This is a genomic window from Tessaracoccus sp. OH4464_COT-324 (genome assembly GCF_003932855.1).
GTDB lineage: Bacteria > Actinomycetota > Actinomycetes > Propionibacteriales > Propionibacteriaceae > Arachnia.
The window spans coordinates 12,619-35,520 of the sequence record NZ_RQYZ01000026.1; the positions used below are offsets into that span (position 1 = coordinate 12,619).

16 protein-coding genes and 1 tRNA gene are annotated in these 22,902 nt (G+C 65.7%); 13 read left to right on the top strand and 4 right to left on the bottom strand.

Features of this window, described 5'->3' with window-relative positions:
• The first annotated feature begins 47 nt into the window (after positions 1-47).
• Together EII42_RS11070 and lgt are read left to right on the top strand one after the other, a co-directional pair.
• Positions 48-2,162: an MMPL family transporter gene (locus tag EII42_RS11070; RefSeq protein ID WP_125172211.1), complete on the top strand. Its 2,115-nt coding sequence runs from the start codon at positions 48-50 to the stop codon at positions 2,160-2,162.
• Positions 2,163-2,214: 52 nt separating this feature from the next.
• Positions 2,215-3,246 (top strand): prolipoprotein diacylglyceryl transferase, encoded by a 1,032-nt coding sequence (gene lgt / locus EII42_RS11075; protein ID WP_125172212.1) that lies wholly within the window; start codon positions 2,215-2,217, stop codon positions 3,244-3,246.
• 28 nt (positions 3,247-3,274) lie between these two features.
• On the opposite strand, the gene EII42_RS11080 is transcribed toward lgt, so the two are convergent.
• Positions 3,275-4,054: a fructosamine kinase family protein gene (locus tag EII42_RS11080; RefSeq protein WP_125172213.1), complete on the bottom strand. Its 780-nt coding sequence runs from the start codon at positions 4,052-4,054 to the stop codon at positions 3,275-3,277.
• A 356-nt stretch (positions 4,055-4,410) separates the two neighbouring features.
• Between EII42_RS11080 and EII42_RS12995 the strand changes: the two genes are divergently transcribed.
• The 4 genes from EII42_RS12995 to EII42_RS11100 all read left to right on the top strand — a co-directional run bounded on the left by EII42_RS12995 (position 4,411) and on the right by EII42_RS11100 (position 10,665).
• Positions 4,411-5,058, top strand: a complete 648-nt coding sequence (locus tag EII42_RS12995) for a YitT family protein (RefSeq protein ID WP_158676492.1) — start codon at positions 4,411-4,413, stop codon at positions 5,056-5,058.
• 206 nt (positions 5,059-5,264) lie between these two features.
• The gene (gene gyrB / locus EII42_RS11090) at positions 5,265-7,295 is read left to right on the top strand and encodes a DNA topoisomerase (ATP-hydrolyzing) subunit B (RefSeq protein ID WP_199729869.1); all 2,031 of its coding nucleotides are present in this window, start codon (positions 5,265-5,267) and stop codon (positions 7,293-7,295) included.
• A 9-nt stretch (positions 7,296-7,304) separates the two neighbouring features.
• The gene (gene gyrA, locus EII42_RS11095; RefSeq protein WP_125172216.1) at positions 7,305-9,920 is read left to right on the top strand and encodes a DNA gyrase subunit A; all 2,616 of its coding nucleotides are present in this window, start codon (positions 7,305-7,307) and stop codon (positions 9,918-9,920) included.
• Positions 9,910-10,665 carry a DUF3566 domain-containing protein gene (locus tag EII42_RS11100; RefSeq protein WP_125172217.1) on the top strand — a complete coding sequence of 252 codons (756 nt, stop codon included), beginning with the start codon at positions 9,910-9,912 and terminating at the stop codon, positions 10,663-10,665. The genes gyrA and EII42_RS11100 overlap by 11 nt, the downstream gene beginning before the upstream one ends.
• A gap of 75 nt (positions 10,666-10,740) precedes the next feature.
• Here EII42_RS11100 and EII42_RS11105 read toward each other — a convergent pair whose 3' ends face one another.
• The gene (locus EII42_RS11105; protein ID WP_125172218.1) at positions 10,741-11,955 is read right to left on the bottom strand and encodes a dicarboxylate/amino acid:cation symporter; all 1,215 of its coding nucleotides are present in this window, start codon (positions 11,953-11,955) and stop codon (positions 10,741-10,743) included.
• Between the two features lie 212 nt (positions 11,956-12,167).
• Here EII42_RS11105 and EII42_RS11110 point away from each other — a divergent pair, with 212 nt between their 5' ends.
• The 3 genes from EII42_RS11110 to EII42_RS11120 all read left to right on the top strand — a co-directional run bounded on the left by EII42_RS11110 (position 12,168) and on the right by EII42_RS11120 (position 14,277).
• The gene (locus tag EII42_RS11110) at positions 12,168-13,448 is read left to right on the top strand and encodes a sensor domain-containing protein (RefSeq protein WP_125172219.1); all 1,281 of its coding nucleotides are present in this window, start codon (positions 12,168-12,170) and stop codon (positions 13,446-13,448) included.
• On the top strand, positions 13,439-14,083 hold the full coding sequence (locus EII42_RS11115) for a response regulator transcription factor (RefSeq protein WP_125172220.1): 645 nt from the start codon (positions 13,439-13,441) through the stop codon (positions 14,081-14,083). Before EII42_RS11110 ends, EII42_RS11115 begins: the two co-directional genes overlap by 10 nt.
• A 117-nt stretch (positions 14,084-14,200) precedes the next feature.
• Positions 14,201-14,277: transfer RNA gene (locus tag EII42_RS11120), tRNA-Ile, on the top strand.
• A gap of 151 nt (positions 14,278-14,428) precedes the next feature.
• Here EII42_RS11120 and EII42_RS11125 read toward each other — a convergent pair.
• On the bottom strand, positions 14,429-18,940 hold the full coding sequence (locus EII42_RS11125; protein WP_125172221.1) for a leucine-rich repeat domain-containing protein: 4,512 nt from the start codon (positions 18,938-18,940) through the stop codon (positions 14,429-14,431).
• A gap of 256 nt (positions 18,941-19,196) precedes the next feature.
• Here EII42_RS11125 and EII42_RS11130 point away from each other — a divergent pair, with 256 nt between their 5' ends.
• The 4 genes from EII42_RS11130 (at position 19,197) to EII42_RS11145 (ending at position 21,714) form a co-directional block, all read left to right on the top strand.
• Positions 19,197-19,793 carry a DsbA family protein gene (locus EII42_RS11130; RefSeq protein ID WP_233558373.1) on the top strand — a complete coding sequence of 199 codons (597 nt, stop codon included), beginning with the start codon at positions 19,197-19,199 and terminating at the stop codon, positions 19,791-19,793.
• 157 nt (positions 19,794-19,950) lie between these two features.
• The gene (locus EII42_RS11135) at positions 19,951-20,733 is read left to right on the top strand and encodes a hypothetical protein (protein ID WP_125172222.1); all 783 of its coding nucleotides are present in this window, start codon (positions 19,951-19,953) and stop codon (positions 20,731-20,733) included.
• Positions 20,730-21,242, top strand: a complete 513-nt coding sequence (locus tag EII42_RS11140; RefSeq protein ID WP_125172223.1) for a hypothetical protein — start codon at positions 20,730-20,732, stop codon at positions 21,240-21,242. Before EII42_RS11135 ends, EII42_RS11140 begins: the two co-directional genes overlap by 4 nt.
• The gene (locus EII42_RS11145; protein ID WP_125172224.1) at positions 21,235-21,714 is read left to right on the top strand and encodes a hypothetical protein; all 480 of its coding nucleotides are present in this window, start codon (positions 21,235-21,237) and stop codon (positions 21,712-21,714) included. Before EII42_RS11140 ends, EII42_RS11145 begins: the two co-directional genes overlap by 8 nt.
• A gap of 351 nt (positions 21,715-22,065) precedes the next feature.
• On the opposite strand, the gene EII42_RS11150 is transcribed toward EII42_RS11145, so the two are convergent.
• Entirely contained in the window at positions 22,066-22,725 is a 660-nt protein-coding gene (locus EII42_RS11150) for a YbaB/EbfC family nucleoid-associated protein (RefSeq protein WP_158676493.1), read from the bottom strand.
• Positions 22,726-22,902 lie beyond the last annotated feature (177 nt).

A 22,902-nucleotide genomic window follows, 5' to 3' on the forward strand; every position in this document is an offset into this window, starting at 1 on the left:
GACTTTCATGTAGCTAGATTATCTAGATAACTGCTAAGTTGGTTTCCGTGAAGATTCTGCGCATCACCGTCGCCACCATTTGCCTGCTCATCTGGCTGGCCATCTCCGGCTTCGGAGGGCCCACGTTCGGCAAGCTCTCCGACGTGACGTCCAACGACCAATCCACCTTCCTCCCAGCCAGCGCCGAATCCACCCGCGCCGCAGACCTCGCGGCCAAGTTCGACACCGACGAGGTGATCCCGGCGGTGGTCGTAGCCGAGCTGGGCCAGGCCCTCGAACCCAGCCAGCTTGCCGGCCTGGACGACCTACGCAGCGAAATCGACAACACCGGCGGCGTCACCCGCACCATCGGCCCCATCCCCAACGACGAACGCACCGCCGTGCAGTACATCGCGCTCATCGACACGCAGGATTTCGACGCGCGCGAGGTGGTGGCGGACCTGCGCGCCACCCTCGCCGACGCCCCACGCCCCGACGGGGTGGCGCCCGACACCACATTCCACGTCACCGGCCCAGCTGGCTTCAGCGCCGACCTGGCTGCGGCATTCTCCGGCATCGACGGTCTGCTTCTCGTCGTCACGCTGGCCGTGGTGCTTGTCATCCTCGTCATCGTCTACCGCTCCATCCTGCTTCCCCTGCTGGTGATCTTCACCTCGATGGCCGCGCTCTGCGCCGCCATCCTCGCCATCTACTGGATGGCCCGCTGGGAATGGATCGCACTCAACGGGCAGGCTCAAGGCATCCTCTCCATCCTCGTCATCGGCGCAACCACCGACTACGCGCTGCTGCTCGTCGCCCGCCATCGCGAAGAACTGGCCACCACCAAGGGCGTGTTCGACGCCATGCGCAAAGCCGTGACCGGCTCCCTCGACGCCATCAGCGCCTCGGCCGCCACCGTCGCCGTCGCGCTGCTGTGCCTGCTGGTCTCCGACCTCAACTCCAACAAGTCCCTCGGCCCCATCGCCGCCACCGGCATCGCCTTCGCCTGGGGAGCGTCGCTCACCCTACTGCCCGCGCTGCTCTACCTCTTCGGCCGCGCCGCCTACTGGCCGGCGCGCCCCGCCTATCAGGGCGAACAGGCTGCTGCTGAAACCCGGCGCGGCGTCTGGTGGCGGATCGCTGGGGTCGTCGAACGTCGGCCCCGAACCATTTGGGTGGTCACGGCGCTGTTGCTGCTCCTGGGTGCGGCCTGGCTGCCCACCCTGCGCGCGGAGGGCGTGGCATCGTCGGATCTGATCCTCGGGCAGACCGACGCCAAACGCGGCCAGCGGATCCTCAATGACCACTTCGACGCCGGAACCGGCTCGCCCACCTCAATCTTCGTGCACGAAGAGTTCGCGCAGCAGGCCGCGGACCTCGTCGCCGGGCTCGACGGCGTCGGCGCCGTCACACTCACCGCTGAGGGCGGGCAGCCCGCGGGCATCCCGCCACAGAACCTGCCCCCGAAGGTGGTCGACTCCATGGTCTACCTCCAGGCCACGCTCACCTCCCCGGCCGACTCCGCGGAGGCGGAGACCACCGTCGTCAGCCTGCGCCAGCAGCTGCGTGAACTCGACGCCGACACCTTGGTGGGTGGGACCACCGCCACCGCCATCGATTCCAACGCCACCGCAGAACGCGACCTGTGGACGATCATCCCGCTCGTGCTGGGCGTCGTGCTGCTGATCCTGATGGTGCTGCTGCGCAGCATCCTGCTTCCCGTGCTGCTGATGGCCGCCACCATCCTCAGCTTCGGCACCGCCATGGGCACTGCCGCCATCGTCTTCAACCACATCCTCGGTTTCCCCGGTGCCGACCCAGCGGTGCCCCTCTACGGGTTTGTCTTCCTCGTTGCGCTCGGCATCGACTACACCATCTTCCTGATGACCCGCGCCCGCGAAGAAACCCCGACGCTCGGCACCTGCCAGGCCGTGCTGAAATCGCTGGCCGTCACCGGCGGGGTGATCACCTCCGCCGGGGTGGTACTGGCCGCCACCTTCGCCGCCCTCGCTGTCATACCCCTCATGTTCATGGTGCAGCTGGCGTTCATCGTCGCCTACGGGGTACTCATCGACACCCTGATCGTGCGGACCCTGCTCATCCCGGGGTTGGTGCTCGACGTCGGAGCGGCGGTGTGGTGGCCGTTCACCCGTCGCATCGAGCCGTCGTCGGCAATCGAGTAGCGCCGCCCCTGCAGGGTCGGGCAGTTGGGGAGGAATGTGCAAGGCTATAGCCGTGACCGAACTCCTCCTGCCCTTCCCGGACATCGACCCGGTGGCCATCCGCATCGGCCCCCTCGCCATTCAGTGGTACGCGATCATGTACCTGATCGCGTTCGCCGCAGGCTACTTCCTGATGCGACGCCGGCTCGCCCACGAGCCCTTCCGGTCGATATCGCGGCCCGGGCCATACACCACCACGGTGGTGGAGGACGTGCTCACGGCGGTGATCCTGGGCGTGCTGCTCGGCGGAAGGCTCGGCTACTGCCTGCTGTACCACCCGTCGTACTACCTGTCCCGCCCGCTGGACATCATCAAGGTGTGGGAGGGCGGCATGAGCTTCCACGGCGGCGCGATCGGGGTGCTGCTGGCCTTCTGCTACTACGCCTGGCGCCACAAGCGCCCGATGCTGCAGGTGGCCGACTTCGTGGTGCCCGCCGCCCCGCTGGGACTGTTCTTCGGCCGGATCGGGAACTTCATCAACGGGGAACTCTGGGGGCGGGAGGCGCCCGCCGACCTGCCCTGGGCCATGATCTTCCCCACCGGCGGCGACGTGCCGCGCCACCCGTCGCAGCTCTACCAGGGGCTGATGGAAGGGCTGCTGCTATTCGTCATCCTGTGGTTCTTCGCCCGCAGGAAGCGCTACCGCGGTCAGGTAGCGGGCCTTTTCCTCGCCGGATACGGGATCTTCCGGTTCATCGGGGAGTTCTTCCGGGAGCCGGACTCGCACCTAGGCTACCTTGGCCTGGGGCTCACCATGGGGCAGTGGCTTTCTGTGCCGATGATCGTCGCGGGCTGCGCGCTGATCGCGTGGGGCGCGGTGCGTCGAATCGACGACGCCGAGCCGGAGACCGACGAGGCGGCCACCCCAGATACGGCCGATGCCGCAGAGCAGACAGACCCCACAGAGCAGGACGACCCCATAGAACGGGACGAGACCACTGGGCTGGCCGAACCTGCGGAACAAGCCGTCGCCGAGGCGAACCATGAGGATTCGGACGCAGCCGCCGACCCGTCGGAGCCCGAGGCGCCCGCCGCCGCGCGTTAGGTGTATTCGGCTGCAGGGCCTGCGCGAGTCAGGCCACCAACCGGGCGAGCGCCACGGCCTGACTCGCGTAGGACGAGCCGAACAGCACGACGTGCACCAGCAGCATGTGCAGTTGGTGGGCGGGCACCCGCTCGCGCCAGCCGTCGGCCAGCGGGCTCACCTCCTGGTAGCCGGCCAGGATGGCGTCGAGGTGCGGTGTGTGAAACACCCCCAGCTCGGCCAGGTCGGTTTCCGCGTGCCCGCCGTGGGCGGAGGGATCGATGAGGGTTCCGACGGCACGGTCGCTCTGCGCGGCCCAGACCACGTTCCCGCCCCACAAGTCGCCGTGGATGCGTGCCACCGTCGCGCCCGACGAGCGGCACAGTCCGGGCTGGGCGGCATCGATCCCGCCGGCGGCAATGCGCTCGATCGCGCGTGCGACGACGGCCCGACCTGTGGAATCCAGCGCCCGGGCTGCCCGCAGATAGGGCTCCAGCCGCGCTTCGGCAAAGAACTCGCCAAACGAGGCCCAGCGGGGGTGGCTCGCCACCGGGGCATCCAGCCCGGCCAGCAGCCCGACGGTGGTGCCAGGCGGCGGAGCTCCCCACCACGGTGCGCCGGCCGCGTGCGTGGCGGCGAGAGTGCGGCCGAAGCGGGCGGCGTCGTCGGGGGTGGGTGAGGCGTGGCTCAGGCGCCGGGTCTCCAACCACGTCGGGCCAACGCGGACGAGCTGGGCGACCGGCGCCCCGCCGGCCTCGGCCAGCCAGCGCAGACCGGCGACCTCCACGCGGATCTCCGGCTCGGCAGCCTCCTTACGAAACACTGGCATGGGCCAAACTTAGTCGGTGCGCTGAGCCTGTGGAGAGGCTGTGGAGAAAACCGGGGCGGCTGTGGTGGCCGTTTCGCCTTACCCTCCCGCAGCTTCCTGCTGACAAGGGCTTACCCCTCCTCTCGACGGTGGGGGTGGCCCCGGCCTCTGTGGATAGTGCGCAGGCTGCCTTCCTGTGGAAAACCTGGTGTGTTCGATGGCCAAATAGTCATTGGCCAGCGGGTTTGCCTCAGCCCGGCCTGTGGATAACCCTGTGGGTATCGGGGCTGTGCCTGCCAGAGTTCGTCCGGCGCCGCCGGGGTGATCAAACCCGGCCGGCCTCCACAGCATCGGGGCGGGTGTGGCATCCTGCCCGAATGCGACTTACCAACGCAATTGCGCTGACCGTCCTCGGCCTCACCGTCATGGCCTTGGGTAACGCCCTCATCGTGCTCTCGGATCTCGGGGCCCCACCGACGTCGGCGCCGGTCTGGGTGGCCTCCCTCGCCGGGTGGGGGACGTTCGGCACCTGGATGCTCATCATCAATATGATCTTCCTTGCCGCGCAGATGGTGATCCTCCGCCGCAAGTTCCAGACGCGAGCGTGGTTGCAACTGCCCGCGTCGCTCATCTTCTCGGTAGCGATCGACGTCTGGGTCCCTCTAACTCGGCGCATCCAGCTCACGGGCTACGCGGCCGAGTGGGCCCAGCTGCTTGTCGGGACGTTGATCCTCGGTGTGGGAATCGCGCTGATGGTTCTGCCGAAACTGGTTTATCTTCCGGGGGAGGGGCTGGCGGCGGCGATCACCGAGGTGACTCGCTTCACCTTCGGGCCCGTGCGGGTGGCGCTCGATGTATTCCTGGTGGCGTTGGCCGTAGTCATCTCCCTTTGGCTGTTCGGTGAGGTGCGCGGGGTGCGGGAGGGCACGCTGGCAGCGGCGCTGCTGGTGGGCAGCATCGCAGGCTTGGTGCTGCGCCTGCTGGGGCGGCTGCGGGGCGTCGGCGGGCGTTCCGGCGGGCGGTGAAAAACCCGCCTGTGCCGATTTGTCCCTCCCCTGTGTGCCCCGATGCGCGCCTTGGGGTCCAAGCGCTGTAAACGGCCTGCAAATCGTTCTAGAGGCGTGCCACGCGCCGCTGACTACCTGGATTTTGCACTGAAGCGGTAGACTTCTGGAGGCCGTCTGTGATGGACGGCAGCATCATGTAAGGAGTTCGTGTGGATCGCGACGAGGTGGGCAGCCAGGCGGAAAGCGCCGGCGAGGATCCCCTAGGCCAGGTGGACAACTCCGTTTCCGGGGAGTACGACGCAGACCAGATTTCGGTGCTTGAGGGATTGGAAGCTGTCCGAAAGCGCCCCGGCATGTACATCGGCTCGACTGGGGAGCGCGGCCTGCACCACTTGGTCTACGAGATCGTGGACAACGCTGTGGACGAGGCGCTCGCCGGATGGTGCGACCGGATCATCGTCGAGATCCTCGACGGCGGCGGAATCCGGGTCGCCGACAACGGTCGCGGCATCCCTGTGAAGGAGCACCCCGTCGAGAAGATCCCCACTGTCACGCTAGTGCTCACTGTGCTGCACGCGGGCGGCAAGTTCGGCAACGGCGGCTACAAGGTGTCCGGCGGCCTGCACGGCGTCGGATCGTCGGTGGTAAACGCGCTGTCCAAGCGGTTCATCGTCGAGGTAAAACGCGACGGACACCACTACCGGCAGGAGTTCGACCTGGGTGTGCCCGTCACCGAGCTGGAGACCCTGCGCCCGCTGGCGGATGGCGAGGAGACCGGCACCATCGTCACCTTCTACCCGGCGGACGACATCTTCGAGACCACCCGGTTCAGCTACGACACCCTAGCCAACCGCTTCCGTGAGATGGCCTTCCTCAACAAGGGCCTGCGCATCCAGATCGACGACCGCCGCAGCGACGTGCAGGAACTCGCCGAGGGGGAGGACGCGCAGGGCGTCACTCACGACGAGTTCTACTATGCCGACGGCCTCAAGGACTACGTCAAATACCTGTCGAAGGGTAAGGATGCCGCCCACCCGAGCATCATCGATATGGAGGCCAGTTCGGCTGACCAGGACATGAGCCTGGAGGTCGCGATGCAGTGGAACACGTCCTACGTCGCCAACGTGTACACCTTCGCCAATACCATCTCCACCCACGAGGGCGGCACCCACGAGGAAGGCTTCCGCGCGGCGCTCACCAACACGGTGAACAAGTGGGGCGAGAACTGGGGGCTCGTCAAGAAGAAGGAAGACCGAGTCTCCGGCGACGACATCCGTGAGGGCCTCACCGCCATCGTCTCCATCAAGGTGTCCGAGCCGCAGTTCGAGGGCCAGACCAAGACGAAGCTCGGCAACACCGAGGCCCGTGGCTTCGTGCAGCGCGTGCTCAACGAGAAACTGGGCGACTGGTTCGAGATGAACCCGGCGGAGGGTAAGGAGATCATCCGCAAGGCCCAGGCTGCGGCTCAGGCCCGGATCGCGGCGCGTAAGGCCCGTGACATGGCCCGAAACCGCAAGGGCCTGCTCGGCGGCGGCGGCCTGCCCGGCAAACTCGTCGACTGCTCCTCCACTAACCCGGAAGAGTGTGAGGTGTTCATCGTCGAGGGCGACTCCGCCGGCGGCTCCGCGCGCGGCGGACGCGACCCCCGAACCCAGGCGATCCTGCCCATCCGCGGCAAGATCCTCAACGTGGAGAAGGCCCGTCTGGACAAGATCCTGGCCAACAAGGAGGTCGAGGCGATCATCAACGCGCTCGGCACCGGAGCGCAGGACGACTTCGACATCGACCGGCTGCGCTATCACAAGCTGGTGCTGATGGCCGACGCCGACGTCGACGGCGCCCACATCCGCACCCTGCTGCTCACCCTGATCTTCCGCTTCCTGCGGCCGCTGATCGAAGCCGGGCACGTCTACCTGGCGCAGCCGCCGCTGTTCCGGCTGCGCTGGACCAACGCCCCCCATGAACTCGCCTACACCGACGCCGAGCGCGACGCACTGCGCGACAAGGGCCTGGCAGAGGGCAAGAAGCTGCCCCAGGTGAACCCGATCCAGCGCTACAAAGGCCTCGGTGAGATGAACGCCGACGATCTGTGGGAGACGACGATGGACCCCGCCAACCGCATCCTGCTCCAGGTGACGATGGACGATGCCGCCGCAGCCGACCGCATGTTCTCCATCCTGATGGGGGAGGACGTGGAGCAGCGGCGCACCTTCATCCAACGCAACGCCCGCGACGTGCGCTTCCTCGACATTTAAGGACTGGCAATGGCTGACGAAGAAACCCCCGAAGAGGCACTCAACGACACCCTCCAGGCCACCGGTCATGGGCGAATCGATCCCACCGACCTGGAAGACGAGATCCAGAAGTCGTACCTCGACTACGCCATGAGCGTCATCGTCGGGCGGGCACTGCCCGACGTGCGCGACGGCCTCAAACCGGTGCATCGTCGCGTGCTGTATGCGATGTGGGACGGCGGTTACCGCCCCGACCGCGGCTGGAACAAATGTTCCCGCGTTGTCGGCGAGGTGATGGGCCTCTACCACCCGCACGGCGACGGCGCCATCTACGACGCGCTGGTGCGCCTCGCGCAGCCGTGGGCGATGCGCCACCCGCTCGTCGCAGGCCAGGGCAACTTCGGCTCACAGGGCAACGACAAAGCAGCCGCGATGCGTTACACCGAGTGCAAGATGGCACCGCTGGCGGTCGAGATGGTGCGCGAGATCGACCAGAACACCGTCGACTTCAAACCCAACTACGACAACCGCGAGATGGAGCCCTCGGTGCTGCCCGCGCGGTTCCCGAACCTGCTGGTGAACGGCTCGACGGGCATCGCCGTCGGCATGGCAACCAACATCCCCACCCACAACCTGCGCGAGGTGGGCGACGCGGTGCAGTGGGCGCTTGAGCACCCGGACGCGACGAGCGAGGAACTGCTGGAGGCCGCGATGCAGCGCATCCAGGGCCCCGACTTCCCCGGCGGCGCGCTTATCGTCGGCCGTCAGGGCATCGAGGACGCGTACCGCACGGGGCGGGGATCCGTCGTGATGCGCGCGGTTGTCGACTTCGAGGAGGACGACAAGGGCCGGCAGACGCTCGTCGTGAAGCAGCTGCCCTACATGTGCAACCCCGACGCGCTCGCCCAGCGCATCGCCGATCTGGTTAACGGCGGCAAGCTCACCGGCATCTCCGACATCCGCGACGACTCGTCGGCGCGCACCGGCCAGCGGCTCGTGATCGTGTTGAAGCGCGACGCCCAGCCGCGCGTCGTGCTGAACAATCTGTACAAGCACACCGCGCTGCAGGACACGTTCGGCTGCAACATGCTGGCCATCGTCGACGACGTGCCGCGCACCCTGCGGCTGGACCAGTTCATCTCGCTGTGGATCAAACACCAGCTTGAGGTGATTCGACGCCGGACGCAGTTCCAGCTGGAGGACGCCGAGAAGCGGGCCCACATCTACCGGGGCCTCGTGAAGGCGCTGGACAAACTCGACGACGTGATCGCGCTGATCCGCCGCAGCCCCAACTCCGACGAGGCCCGCACCGGCCTGATGAAGCTGCTCGACATCGACGCGGTGCAGGCCACGGCGATCCTCGACATGCAGCTGCGCAGGCTGGCGGCGCTGGAGCGACAGGAGACGATCGACCGGTTGGCGGCGCTGGAGGTGAAGATCGCGGACCTGAAGGACATCCTGGCCAGGGAATCCAGGCAGCGGGAGATCATCTCGGTGGAGCTGGGCGAGATCGTCGAGAAGTATGGCGACGAGCGGCGCACCCGGATCATCGCGGCCGAGGGTGACTTCTCCGAGGAGGATTTCATTCCCGACGAGGACGTGGTGGTGACCATCACCTACGGAGGCTACGTCAAACGAACCCGCGCCGACCTCTACCGGGCGCAGAAGCGCGGCGGCAAGGGGGTGCGCGGGGCAAGCCTGCGCGCCGACGATGAGGTGCAGCATTTGTTCACCACGACGAACCACCAGTGGCTGCTGTTCTTCACCAACTTCGGCCGCGTATACCGCATCAAGGCGTGGCAGCTGCCGGAGGCGAGCCGTGACGCGAAAGGCAGCCACGTCGTCGGACTGTTGACTTTCCTTCCGGAGGAGAAGATCGCGCAGGTGTTGTCGATCAGGGCCTACGATGACGCCCCGTACCTGCTGCTCGCGACGAAGAAGGGCCTGGTGAAGAAGACGGAGTTGACCGCCTACGACTCCCCCCGGCAGGCTGGCGTCATCGCCATCAATTTCCGCTCCGACGACGACGAGCTGGTGGGTGCCGAGGTGTGCTCGCCGGACGACGACGTGCTGCTCATCTCGCGTAAGGGCCAGGCCATCCGGTTCCAGGCCTCCGACGAGCAACTGCGGCCGATGGGGCGCGCCACGTCGGGTGTGACGGGCATGCGCTTCAGGGAAATGGGCGGCGAGGACGACGAGCTGCTCAGCATGGCCGTGCTGCCCGTCGGTGGTGAGGAGGACACACGGTTCGTGTTCACCGTCACGGAGGGCGGTTTCGCGAAGCGCACCCGGGTGAGCGAATACCGCAGGCAGGGCCGGGGCGGCCTGGGCATCAAGGCAATGAAACTGGTCGATGATCGCGGGTCGCTGGTGGGCGGCATCATCGTCGACGAGAACGACGAGGTGATCGCCATCAAGCAGTCCGGGCAGATCACGCGCTCCGCGGTGAACGAGGTACCGGTGAAGGGCCGCGACACGATGGGTGTGAAGTTCGTTGGGGTGCGTGGCGAGGATTCGGTTACCGTGATCGCGCTCTACCCGGAGAGCGACAACGAGGCCGCGGAGACCCCTCCGACTCCCGAAAAGGGAGCGGAAGGCGCTACGGTTGAGGACACGAGCGTGAACGAGGAGGCAAATGATGACTGACGCACCGCGTTGGCCGGGGGCCGACGGGTCCCCGGGCCTCGATTTCTCCGGCAAGTCGAAGCCGAGCACGGCCGTGAGTCCGGGGGATACCACCCGGATCACCACGCAGCCGTTTGACCGTCGGGGATCGGCGCCCGATTGGAAGCTCGACGCCATCACCCGCAGCCCCGCGTCATCGGCGCCGTCCACGGCCCGGGGGGGTGCCTCGGCCCCCGCGTCGGCTGCGACCAAGCCCTCCGCCGCGAAGTATCCTTACAGCGCGGAGCCGGTGAAGCCGGTGAACGACAAGGCAGCAGCCGGCGCGGTCTCGGCGGACAGCAAGAAGGCCGACCGGAAGCAGAACAAGCCGGGTCCGGGTGCGCGGGGCGTCCGGCGCACCCGCAAGGCCAGGCTCAGGGTGCAGCGGATCGACCCGTGGTCGGTGATGAAGACGTCGTTGTTGTTCTCGATCGCTTTCGGCGTGATGCTGGTGGCGGGAGTTGCCGTCTTGTGGTCCGTGTTCGCCAGCTCCGACACGATGACGCAGATCAACGATCTGGTGAACAGCATCATCGCCGACCCGCAGGGGGGTCAGAAGTTCGACATCCACCAGTACCTGAGCTGGGAGCGAGTGGTGGGCCTCACGATGCTGATCGCGGCCATAGACGCTCTGATCTTCACCGCCGTCGCGACCCTCTTCGCGTTTCTCTACAACCTGTCCGCCGTCATCATGGGTGGGCTGGAGATCATGTTCGCAGAAGACTGATCCTCGTTATCGTCGGCTGCGGGCCGCGCCGTCGCCGTGGGGCGTGACGGCGCGGCCCTGTTCTGTTCCGGATCGTCAGGCGGTGGTGTTGTCTTCCGTGGGCAGGTTGTGCTCTCCACGGGAGAGCTTGTCGATGATCGCGGAGATGGCGCCGTCGCCGGTGACGTTGGTGGCGGTGCCGAAGGAGTCAATGGCGATATAGGTGGCGATCATTAGTCCCACCTGAGCCTCGGTGAAGCCCAGCATCGACGACAGCAGGGCCGTGGCGGTGACGATGGCGCCGCCGGGCACGCCGGGAGCTGCGATCATCATCACGCCGAGCAGGAAGATGAAACCGGCGATGAGTCCGACACCGATCTCCATGTCGTAGATCATCATCACCGCCAGGGAGAAGGAGGTGATCTTGATCATCGAACCCGCCAGGTGGATCGTCGCGCACAGTGGAACGGTGAAGGAAGCCACCTCCTTGCGCACCCCCATCGCGATGGCCTGGCGCAGGGTGACTGGGATCGTCGCAGCCGACGACGCGGTGCCGAGCGCGGTGACGTAGGCGGGCAGCATGGTGCCGAGCATTCTGAATGGGTTCTTGCCGGTCACCGCGCCCGCGATGCCGTACTGCATGAGCAGCATGAGCCAGGTGAGAACGAAGACGAACACCACGACTCCCAGGAAGGTGGCGATCACCGAGGCCACCTGGCCGCCCTGGGTCATGTTCAGGAAGATGCCGAAGATGTAGACAGGCAGGAAGGGCACGATGATGTTGCTGATGACGATGTTCACGATCTCGCGGAACTCGTGCATGCCCCGGATGGTCAGGTCTCCCTTGATCATCGTGATCGCCACGCCGAGGATGAACGCCAGCACCAGGGCTGACATCACGCCCAGCACAGGCGGGATTTGCAGCTGGAAGTAGGGCTCCAGCAGAGCCTTGTCGGGATTGGTGAGTTCCTTTACCCCGCTATCGGGCAGCACCCGGGGCAGCACCAGCGTCGATGCGCCCCAGCCGAGGAACCCGGCAACGATGGTGGATCCGTAGGCGATGGCCGCGGTCACCGCGAGCCATTTCCCGGCTCCGCGGCCGAGATCCGCGATTGCCGGGGTGATGAGGCCCAGAATGATGAGCGGGATGAAAAATCCGAGGAACTGGCTGAACAGCATGTTGATTGTCACGAAGACGCGGGTCAACCAGTCGGGAAAAACGAAACCCAAGGCGATGCCTGCGATGATGGCGATCAACACTTGCCAAAGCAGCCCGAGTTTTGGTCCTGATCTAACGTCGGTAGCTTCCATGTGCCAACGCTAGGACATGGTGGGGAGGGCGCGCATCGGATGACCACTATTTTTCGGATTCGACCCAGCAGGTTGATTCGCCGTTGCGGGCCGCAGCCCGGAACGGCTCGCGCACCGGATACGGGGGCAGAGCGGTCGTAGGGTTATCCCTACAGCGAAACTGTCCAGCTGGCGGGATGGTCGTCGCCGAGGATCGCTGGAAGGCTGAAGGCATGAACGGAAATCATGAGCCTGGCCCTCGACGCGACTGGCGGCACCGGGTCCGGTCGCTGGGGCCCGACATCGCCTACCTGATGGTGCAGTTCCCGCTGCACCTGGTGGCTTTCGTGTTGGTCGTCACGGTGGCGGCACTCGGCCTGGGCACGATGGTGGTTTGGATCGGCATCCCGATCTTGTGCTTTGCGCTGCTGATCGCGCGGGGTTTCGCCCAGCTGCAGCGCTCGGTGAACGGGATGGGCATCGGGGTCGCCGCGCCATCTGCCCCGTATGCAGTGGAGCGCAGCTCCAGCTGGTGGCGGGAACTCACGCGCCCGATCCGCGACGCGCAGTCGTGGTTTGACCTGTTGTGGATCGTGGTGGGTTTTCCGCTGTCGGCTCTCACCTGGGTGGTGGCGATCGTGTGGATTGTGACGCCGATGTCCGGTTTGGCTACCCCGGTGATCGAACTGATTGAGTTCCTCGCGGGCAGCCAAGTCTTCAACGGCTTGGGGAAGCTGTTCGGCTTCAGATATGACTGGCTGTTCGACTCCGTGTTCGGGCTCGTGGTGGGTTCTGGTTTCGCGTGGACCGCGCCGTCGGTGTTGCGTGGCTGCGTGCGGCTGCTGTGTGGGTTCTCCGACCTGGTGCTCAGCAGCAGGGCGCGCAACCAGGAGAGTATCGAGCACCTGAGCGAGTCGCGGGCGGCGGCCCGGCAAGCGGAGGCCCGGTCGCTGCGCCGCCTGGAGCGTGACCTGCACGATGGCCCGCAGCAGCGTCTGGTGCGGCTGCAGATGGACTTGGCGCGGGCGAAGCGTCGCCTCGACGACCCCGAGCAGGGGGCAGCACTCATCGACGCCGCGATCGTGCAGACCCAGGAGACGCTGGCGGAGTTGCGGCAGCTGTCGCGTGGTATCGCGCCCCCGATACTGGCCGATCGCGGGTTGGAGGCCGCCGTCGTGGAGTCTGCGGCCCGCTCCATCGTGCCGGTCACGGTCGCGGTTGACGTGCCGGAGCTGCCCGAGCATGTGGCCACCACAGGCTACTTCGTCATCTCGGAGGCGCTCGCCAACATCAACAAGCACTCGAAGGCCTCCTCCGCGCTAATCGAAGCCCGGGTGCTGGATGGTGAGCTGCAGATCTGGGTGGGCGACGACGGTGTGGGTGGTGCGGAGCCGGCGAAGGGCTTCGGTCTGGTTGGGATGGCGGAGCGGCTGCACGCCGTCGATGGCACACTGGCCATCGACTCCCCGGAGGGCGGGCCGACGATTCTGAGGATGGTGATCCCGTGCGCATAGTGGTCGCGGATGATTCGCTGCTGCTGAGGCAGGGGCTGGCCTTGATCCTGGCCGACGAGGGGCACGAGGTCGTGGCCAGCGTTGCGGATGGCCAGGGGCTCATTGACGCCACCCTGTCGCTGCGGCCGGATCTGGCGATCAGCGATATCCGCATGCCGCCTTCGCACCGCGACGAGGGGTTGCGGGCGGCGCGGGCGATCCGGGCCGCTTGGCCCACGGCCCCGATCCTGCTGCTCAGCCAGTACGTGGTGCTCAGCTACGCTGCGGAGCTGCTGAGCAGCGGAGAGGGCAGCATCGGCTATCTGCTCAAGGATCGGGTGAGCGACCTGGAGTCGTTCTTCTCTGCGGTACAGCGGGTGGCTGAGGGTGGGGTGGTGCTCGATCCGGAGGTGGTGGCGCAGCTCGTCGGGCGGACCAGCAGGAGCGATCCCCTGGCGGCGCTGACGCCCCGGGAACGGGAGGTGTTGGAGCTGATGGCTGAGGGGCACTCCAATTCCGGGATTGCTGCGTGTTTGGTGATCTCCGAGGGGGCGGTGGAGAAGAACGTGCAGCGCATCTTCCTGAAGCTGGGGTTGCAGGTGGACGCGACGGTGCATCGTCGCGTGCGGGCGGTGCTCACCCTCTACGGCGTGTAGGGCCGTCAGCGGGGCGCGCCAATAGAGGCTGGCAAGGGGGTTCGCCTTTTCGCGCGACGGCAGTTCGGGCCAGGTTGCGTTCCCGCCGCACCCTCCGGTAGAGTTTCTCGACGGTGAGAGCCTATAGCTCAGTCGGTTAGAGCGCTGCCCTGATAAGGCAGAGGTCGCTGGTTCAAGTCCAGCTAGGCTCACCAGAGAAGAAGACCCCTGACTAGGCCAGTTGCCCGGTCAGGGGTTGATTTTTTCTTGGAGGAGACACGACGCTGACTTGATCACGCTGGGGCGTCAGCGCGCGGTCGTGGGCAAAACAGTGGCCCCGGAGCGATCCGCTCCGGGGCCACTGACTCAGACGCCGGTCTTCGGCAGCTTCGGCTTGCTCGGCTTGCCGGGCTTCGGCAGAGTCGGCTTGCCGGGCTTCGGCTGGTCCGGTTTGCCGGGCTTCGGCTGGTCCGGTTTGCCAGGCTGAGGCTGATCCGGTTTGCCAGGCTTGGCGGGCTGCCACTTCGGGGCCCCGGTCAGGCTCCAGCCGGTCACGCTGGCCCTGGCGGGCTTGGCGGAGGGCTTCGTCGGGTTCCAGGCTCCGAACTCGTTCTTCACCTTGTCGAACGAGCGGGCAAACGGATCCCAAGACTTGCCCGCCGGAGCGGCCCGGCCGTTGATCCGGACCACCTTCATGTCGAGCTGTTGGGCGTCGCGCGCGCTGCGCACCGCGACTCCGCCGAGTTCGACCTCGAAGCCTGCCGCCCGCAGAGCGGCGACGTTGTTCGCGACCTCGTAGGGGTTGCAGGCGCCGAGCGCGGATTCGCCCAGCCCCTCGACGAGGACGTACATGCCCCCGTCGGCGGCACAGGATTGAGCGGCCTCGTCGGTCACCTTAGTGGGCACCGGCGGCTTGGCCACGAAGCGCGGGCTGGCGGAACCGTCGGCCGGCGTCACAACCCAGCCCTCGATCGAGCCAGGCTTCGGCTTGTACTGGGCTGCACCCTCCATCGAGAACGCCCAGTCACTCCACAGACCGGTCTCCGGGTTGAACTCCGAGTGGTGGTAGCCCCACCATTTTTTGTCGACGGCCCACTCCGCGCGGTAGCCGTTGATCGCGGTGACCATACCGGCCTGCTCCGTGACCTCAAGCCCAGCGGAGCGCAGCGCGGTCAAGCCGCTGGTGAAGTCGCTGGCGCAGCCGCCCAACTGCTCGGCATTGATCGGGTCAACGACGATGAATACGTGGCCCTGAGCGGTGCACTTGGTCACGTCGGCCGCGGTGAAGGGCTTCGGCTTAGGCGTGGGCGTCGGGGTTACCGTAGGCGTGGGCGCCGGGGTTGGCGTCGGGGTTGGCGCCGGGGTCACCGTCGGGGTTACCGTGGGCGTGGGCGTCGGGCTGGGCGACGCGGGAGGCTTCGGCTCCCAGCGAGGCAGCTGCAGGGGAGCGCTCGGATCCGCCGGGGTGATCACCCAGGCCTCGATGCTGCCAGCCTTCGGCTGGTAGGAGCCCACGCCCAGCTGGGAGAACTCCCAGTCTCCCCAAGCGCCGTCGTCGCGGTGGCGGTGGTAGTACGACCACCAGAAACCATCCGCCGCGTAGTCGGCGCGGTAACCGTTGATGACCTTGATGAAGGAATCACTGTCGGCGGTGAAACCCGCAGACTTCAGCGCCTCCGCGCCGGTGCCAAACTTCGTGGCGCAGGCGCCCATGATGTCCACGGTGACCGGATCAACGATGACGAAAACGTTGCCGGCGTCGACGCAGCGCTGGAGATCGTCGTCGGTGAAGGCAAACTCCTTCGGGTCCGTCGGGGCATCCGCAGTGACCACCTGAGCGAACGCGCCCGAGAACGCGCCACCCATGGCGGTGAACGGCCACGAATAGCTGCCCTTCTTCTTGAAGGTGACCTTGCCCTCCACCGCGCTCAACCCGGTCGGCGGCTCCGCGGAAACGACGGCACCCGCCTTGTCCTTCACCGTCGGCACAGCCACCGGCACACCACCCGCGACGTCGGGCAGGCTGAGCTGCTGGCCCTGAGCCGTGATCGTCGCGGACAGCGGAGCCAGCGAAGACAGGTCAGCGATTCGGTTGTTGTTGAGCTTCAACTCCTCAAGACCCGAAAGCACCGCCAGCTTGGCGACGTCGGTGAGCCCCGCCTCGCTCAGGTCGAGCTTCTTGGCACCCGTCAGCAACTCCACACCGGTCAGGTCGGCGATGACCGAACCAACGCAACGAAGTTCTGTGAGCGCCGCCACCTGGGGCTCGGTGGGCACCGCGCTCGCGCCGAGCCCCACGGCCGTGGCGATGCACGACCGCAGCGCCGAATCCGGGATGTTCGCCGCCGCCGGGACGGGTTCGGTGACCGGCTGCGTAACCCGGCTGAGCTGCGCCGCGCTGCCCCAAGTCCAGACGTAGTCGCCCGGACTCGGGTAGGTGACCTTCCCATCGACGACGCTCAGCCCGCTGGGCGGCGTTAGCTTCATGAGCGACCCATCCCGGTCAATGATCTTCGGTGGCGTGACCGCCAGCTTGGCGGGCACCGCCGGGGCGACCACGCTCTGCCGGGAAAGGTTGGGCTGGTTGTGTCCCCACTTCCGGGGTGCCTTCAGCGGTGAGAAGTCCGCGATGTGGTTGTTCGCCAGGCTCAAGGTGTCCAGTTTTGTGAGCTTGGTGAGCGCGGTGATGTCGCTGATTTTGTTGTAGTCGAGGCCCAGCCGCTCCAGATTGACCAGATCGGTCAACGGAGCAATATCAGCCACCTGGTTGGAGGAGACGTAGAGAACCTTCAGCTGGGTCAGGCGGGCCAGGGGAGTGAGATCTGAAATCTGCGAATTGTTGGCCACCAAGCGCGTCAGGCTCGTCATCCCCTCAACGCCCTCCAAAGAAGCCAACCCGGGATATTCGGTGTTTCTCTGGGTGACGCTCAAATCGTCGAGCTTTGTGAGGCCGGAAAGCGGCTTGACGGAGGTGATCGGCATGAAGGAGATGTTCAGCTTGGTCAGGTTCGTCAAGCCGGAAAGCGGCTGCAATTCGGAGACCTTGTTACCCGGAAGGCCCAGCACCTGCAGCTGGGTCAGACCGGTCAGCGGGGCAAGATCAGCGATCTGGTTGCTGGCCAGCTGCAGCTCCGTGACTCCGGTCAGCAACTCGGCGCCGGTGAGGTTGGTGATCCGGGTGTCGGGCTGGCCGGCTTTTGGCTTAGAGCCAATACACGAAACTTTCGGGCCGAGCCCCGCCAATTGCTGCGCCGTGATCGGCGCGTCGGCGGCCTGCGTCAGATACTTCGTGTTGAGGCAGGCCCGCAGGTGGGGATCGGGCATATTCACGTCAACGACTGGCGGCGGAGCCGGCAGCACGCGCTGCGAGATGGTGCCCTCGAAGCTAACCCCCGTGAAGCCGCCAGGAACGTCGAACTGCCACACGAACGTGCCGTCGGCGACGTAGGTCACCTGGTCGCCCTCAACGGTGACCCCAGCAGGCGGGGTGGCTACCACCTTGGTGCCGTCAATCTTCGTGACCGACGGCGCCGCCACTGGCTGCCCTGCCGTCACCTCGTCGGCCGCCAGAGTCTGCTTCTTCACCTCAAGCTTGGTGTACTTGCGGTCCTTCAACGGCGACAGGTCGCCGATCATGTTTGACGACAGGTTCACCTTCTTCAACGTGCCCAGCCCCGCCAGGGGCGCCACGTCGGTGAACTTGTTGCTCATCGCCTCCAGGTTTTCCAACGCCGGATGCCCGGCGAGGGGAGCCAGCGACGCGAGCCCGAGGTAGTTCGCGGTGAGCGTCTTCATCTTCGGGAACTGGCTCATGGCGTCCAGGCCGGCCAGCTTTGGCTTCTCGCTGGTGGGGGTCTGCGAGACGTTCAAGCTGGTCAGCTCGGGCAGCTGACCCAGCGAGGCCAGCGACGTGACGCGGTTCTGCGACAGGTCCAGGCTGGTCAGCGTGGCGCGAGCCGCGCCGAGTGGGGTCACGTCGGCGATTTCGTTGCGGGCCAGGCGGGCGGTCTTCAGACCGGTCATGTGCTCCACACCAGCCAAACTGACGACGCCCTTGCCAACGCAGTTCAGCGACGTGACAGTGGCGAGCTGCTCCGGTGTCGGATGGGTGCTGGAGTCGGTGATCTGCAAGCTCTTGTTCACGCAGGCGCGCAGGGCATCGTCGGGAATCGTCTCGGCGCTGGCGGCGCTGACCTCAACGGTGATCGTGCCATTGAAGTAGCTACCAATACCCTTGCCGAAGTCCCAAACGTAGCTGCCCGGCTCCGGGTAGGTTGCTAGGCCGTTGCGCACGGTGACGTTGCCCTGCGCCTCCACCGGCAGCTGCGTGCCGCGGCCATCTACCGCGACGGGGACGGGCGTGGCCACCCCCGCCTGGGCGGGAGTACCGACGGCCTCCTGGCTGTGGCCATTGCTGCCGATGTGGTTCCACTTCGGCAGGGTGCCGAGCACCGAGATGTCAGACAGCCTGTTCTTGGCCAGGCTGATCGACGACAGCTCCTTCAGCGCGCCGAGCGGCGTGATGTCCGAAATCTGGTTGCCTTCCAGCCCCAGCGAGAACAGCTTCGGCGCACCCGCCAGCGGAGCCACGTCGGAGATCTGGTTGCGGTTGACGAACAGCTTGCCCAGGTTGGGCAGCTTCTCGACTCCCCGCAGCGAGACAATGCCCTTGTCGTTGCAGCTTAGCGCTGTGACGCTTTCGAGTTGCTCGGTGGTGGGCTCAGTGTCAGCGTCGATGCTCAGCTTGTCCGTGACGCACTTGCGCAGCGCATCATCCGGCATAGTGTCGGCGAAGGACATCGCGCGCGCGGGCGTTGAGAAGCCCGAAAACGCGATTGCGGCTGCTAGCGCGGCGGCAGCAAATCTGCGGATTCTCACGAAATTCCTCTCTGGTAATCCCCGCGCAGGCGATCACGAGAGAACCGCAAAACCTGTTCCGCGCAGGAGCTTGTTGCTCGTCCCAGCCTTGGTCCGGCTTCTGCCAAGGCAGACACGGTTGCGCGACAGCACGGGAATCACACCCGTTTCTTAGCTGGGTCGTGGGCCCGAATCTATCAGTTCGGTGCGCCGAAGGGGCGGGTGGGGGAGAGATTCTGAGGCTCAGAAGGGCGCTGTCATGTGCTGGAATGTGTGCATGACACAAGTTGACTTCTGGTTCGACCCCATCTGCCCCTGGGCCTGGATCACCTCCCGCTGGATCACTGAGGTGGAGAAGGTCCGCGACGTGCACACCACCTTCCACGTGATGAGCCTCGCGGTACTGAACGAGGGCCGGGACCTGCCCGACGACTACCGCGCCGCCATGGAGCGGGCATGGCTGCCCGCTCGGGCAGCGCTCCTCGTCGGTGAGAGGCACGGGTCGGCGAAACTGGCGGAGTTCTACACCGAGTTCGGCAACCGCAAACACGTCGCCGGGATGCCAACCGAGGAGGCGTTGCTCGAAGCCCTCGCCGCCATCGACGCCGACCATGACATCCTCGACCTCGCCCAGACCGACGCCGTCGACGAGGCGCTCCGGGCGTCGCACCACGAGGGCATGGATCCGGTGGGGATGGACGTGGGCACCCCGGTGATCCGAGTGGGTGGCATGAGCCTGTTCGGCCCTGTCATCTCGCCCGCGCCCAAGGGGGAAGAGGCGGGCGAGCTGTTCGACGGCTTCGTGAAGATGACCGCCTACCCCGGCTTCTTCGAACTCAAGCGCACCCGCACCGTCGGACCCATCTTCGACTGACGCAACCCCGGCCGAGAGTATTTAGCCCACTGACTGACCTTTTCGCTGCTCTGGAGGCAGGCGTTGTCAGGGAATGGAGGTGTGCCGCTGCCGCCGCGGTGTCTCCGCTTTCGAGTGCACAGGCTGGTGAGCCTCGACTAAGGATACAGTGGGGGACATGACTCGTGACCTGACGACCTACCGGCTTCCGCGTCCACCAGTGGCGTCCGTGTCGCTGCGTATCCGTTTTAAGTCCGTGCCAAACCTGCAGAATTGGATGCTTGCGCCATTCGTGTCGGACATGCGCGAGGAGGCCGTAGCAGTTGAGGAATTGCCTCCGCTGGGCGCCCTAACGGGGCTTCTCACCCTGTCAGATTCTCCCGAGGAAGGTTCCGAGGAGATGCCTTCGTGGCCTGTTCCTCGCACACGATTCTTGAGCGGCGATCGAACTGTCGCGGTTCAAGGTGATGAATTGGAGGTGACGTGGGCCTTCGATCCGGTAAATGCGGAGCGGTATCCAGGCTTCGACGAGCTTAGCCGGGAGTTGGCCGACCTGTATAACAAGCTTGTGCTATCCGTAGGCACACACGAGGTTACTATTGAGCCCAGCCTCGTGGAGTGCTTCTACGTCAACAGGATCCCTGAAGTGACCGTTTCAACCCTTGCTGTAGGGGTTTTGACTGGCTGGAGCAGCGACGCGACTGTACCCGACCCAACGGATGACTACGTTGGTGTTCGGCTTCGCGCCTGCGCGGATCCGAAGAAGCACGACTGCTCGTCCCTAGTGATGGTCGAATCGTTCGGTGGCGTTGACACGCCAGTTCTTGCTTTCCAGGTGAGCCGTGGAGTTGAAACCGGTACCGATGCTGTTGCTGCGCTGGCAGAGGCACACGATGAACTCATCGCTCTGTTCAAACGGCATACGAGCGAAGACCTCCGGCGAGGGTGGGGCGAGGAATGACTGTACTTCTTGATCGTTCGCGCAGCCGCGCCGAAGCACTCTGGAGTGAGCGGTCTCCGCAGCTGCCTTCCGTCGTGCGCATTTCAACCGCTCGTGCCAACGAGGGCGCCACATGGACGCCCATCGCTCAGGCTGGCGAATCTTTCGCCCTCACAGAGACAGCAAAACTTCTAGACGCCTTGGACGTCGGTAGCGCTGTGCGGAGTGAGGTACGTAGATTCCTCGTCCTTGTGCTGGGACGAGATGCAACCATTCCCGTGGTTACACCCGGCGACGAGGACGGCAGCGTCAGCCTGTACTGGAAGACGGGGCCAATGTCTCTTGAGGTCGAAGTATCTGCCGATGGCCCTAACTACCTGTGGGCACGTGATGAGACCGGCGAAATCCACTGCCTGGAAGATGACAGGAAGAAGATAGTCGGTCTCGCCAAGAACATCGTTCTGCGCATGGGTATCCGTGCGAAGATTCACAACCCCCGGTGGCGTCAACAGTACTTGGGCAATGAGTGAAGAAAGCTGGTTCTTCGATGATCCGGGAGTCTCCGACGATGAAGAGTTGCTGAGGAGAATTCCATGGGTGCCCAGCCATGTGGGATTCGATGCGCAGACGCGTGAGCGCATCATTCACCCAGCAGCGCTCAGGCGAGGTGACTCTGGAGAAGGGATGTCAGTCCACATGCTTTCGGTGTTGACGGAGCATGGACGGGCTGCCGACACCGTGTACGACGTGAAGGTATTTGGGACAATTGCTTTTTTGGCTGGGGTGCCGAGAGCTGTTGGCGGTGGGGTGGTGGCTGTCCCGGCAAGTGAGGATGTGGAGAAAGATGCCGTGTTGCGTGCTGCACATGCAGAGGTGAGACCTTCGACCTTTACGAAAAATAAGAGGGAATGGTCACTGATCCGGGACACGATTGTTCGCGCCTGTCGGTGGGTCGTGGCCCCTGAGCAGATTCCTGAGCCACGAGGTAAAGCGGACAGATAAATGGGTGTCCCGCCCGGTTGTTCGTTCTGGCGCAGAGGGCAGTCTTCCTATTGGCGGAGCGGGGCGTGTGAAAACACTAGATATGAAGCCAGCCGGCCCGCGAGGAGTTCCCCTAGCGGAGTGAAGAACCGCTTGAAGGCTAGCCATTGGCGACAACTCGCGGCACACGTCCGGGCTCCTAATCGAGGCCGCCGCCCCGGGTGAGAGAGAATGGCGGCGAATGGGCGGCCCGGCAGTGGGAAGGCCCTCCGCCGTGGAGCTGGTTTCCAGACAGCTCCGCTCCACAGCAGGGGCCTTCCGCGACCCACATCTCAGGCCAAACTCAACCACCGTGTCCGTAGGCTGCCACGCCTACGAACGCGGCTCGTCGGGCAGCGCGGAATCGATGCTCGCCAGGACATCGTCTAGCTGACCGAGCAGGTCGTCCAGCCGACCCTCCACCTGGGTGAGCGTCTGGTCCAGGCTGTCGTAGGCCTGGTCGGCGAACTCGCTGAGCGGCTGCTGGGCGTCGCGGCCGGTGCTGGCCGAGGCGATGGCCCGGTTGACCGCCCGCACGAGGCGCGCTAGCTGCTGGGGCTCCAGGCTGGGTACGTACACCTGGGAGAGGCGGCCCCTCGCGTTGTCGAACGTGGCCTGCGCGCCCTCGAACTCCTCGATGAACTCGCGTTGCAGCTCGCGCGAGTCCCCGCCTTCGGGCAGCTCGTCGTCGGGCACCCGCTGCTCGCCGGCCAGCAGCGCACGCAACTCTGGGTCGAGCGCGGGGTTGGTGGCCGCCGCCGCCCGAAACGCCTCCCGAGCTGCTGGCAGCACGGTGTTCACGGCCTCGCAGATGGCCATGCGAGCCTTGGCCAGGTGCGTCTCGGGGGCGACCTCGATGCGGACCACCTCGCCCGCGGCGGTTGCGGCGACGCGCACCGCGCCGTCGAGAGCCTCTGCGGTGAACTCGCGCGTGGCCAGCCGCATCAGCTCCGCGCCGGCCGGGTCGTCGGATAGATATTCGTGCGATTCCATGAGGAGATTGAAGCACGGGACCGGCCCGCGCGGCATACTGAACGCATGCGTCGATGCGGAGAAGATGAGCTGGGCAGGGTTCGGGCTTTGTTGGGGCCGGGTGAGCAGCCGGTTTTCGGTTCGATGGTTTCGCCGCTCACCGGGGCGGTCAGTCTGGGTCCTGTGGACAACCGGATT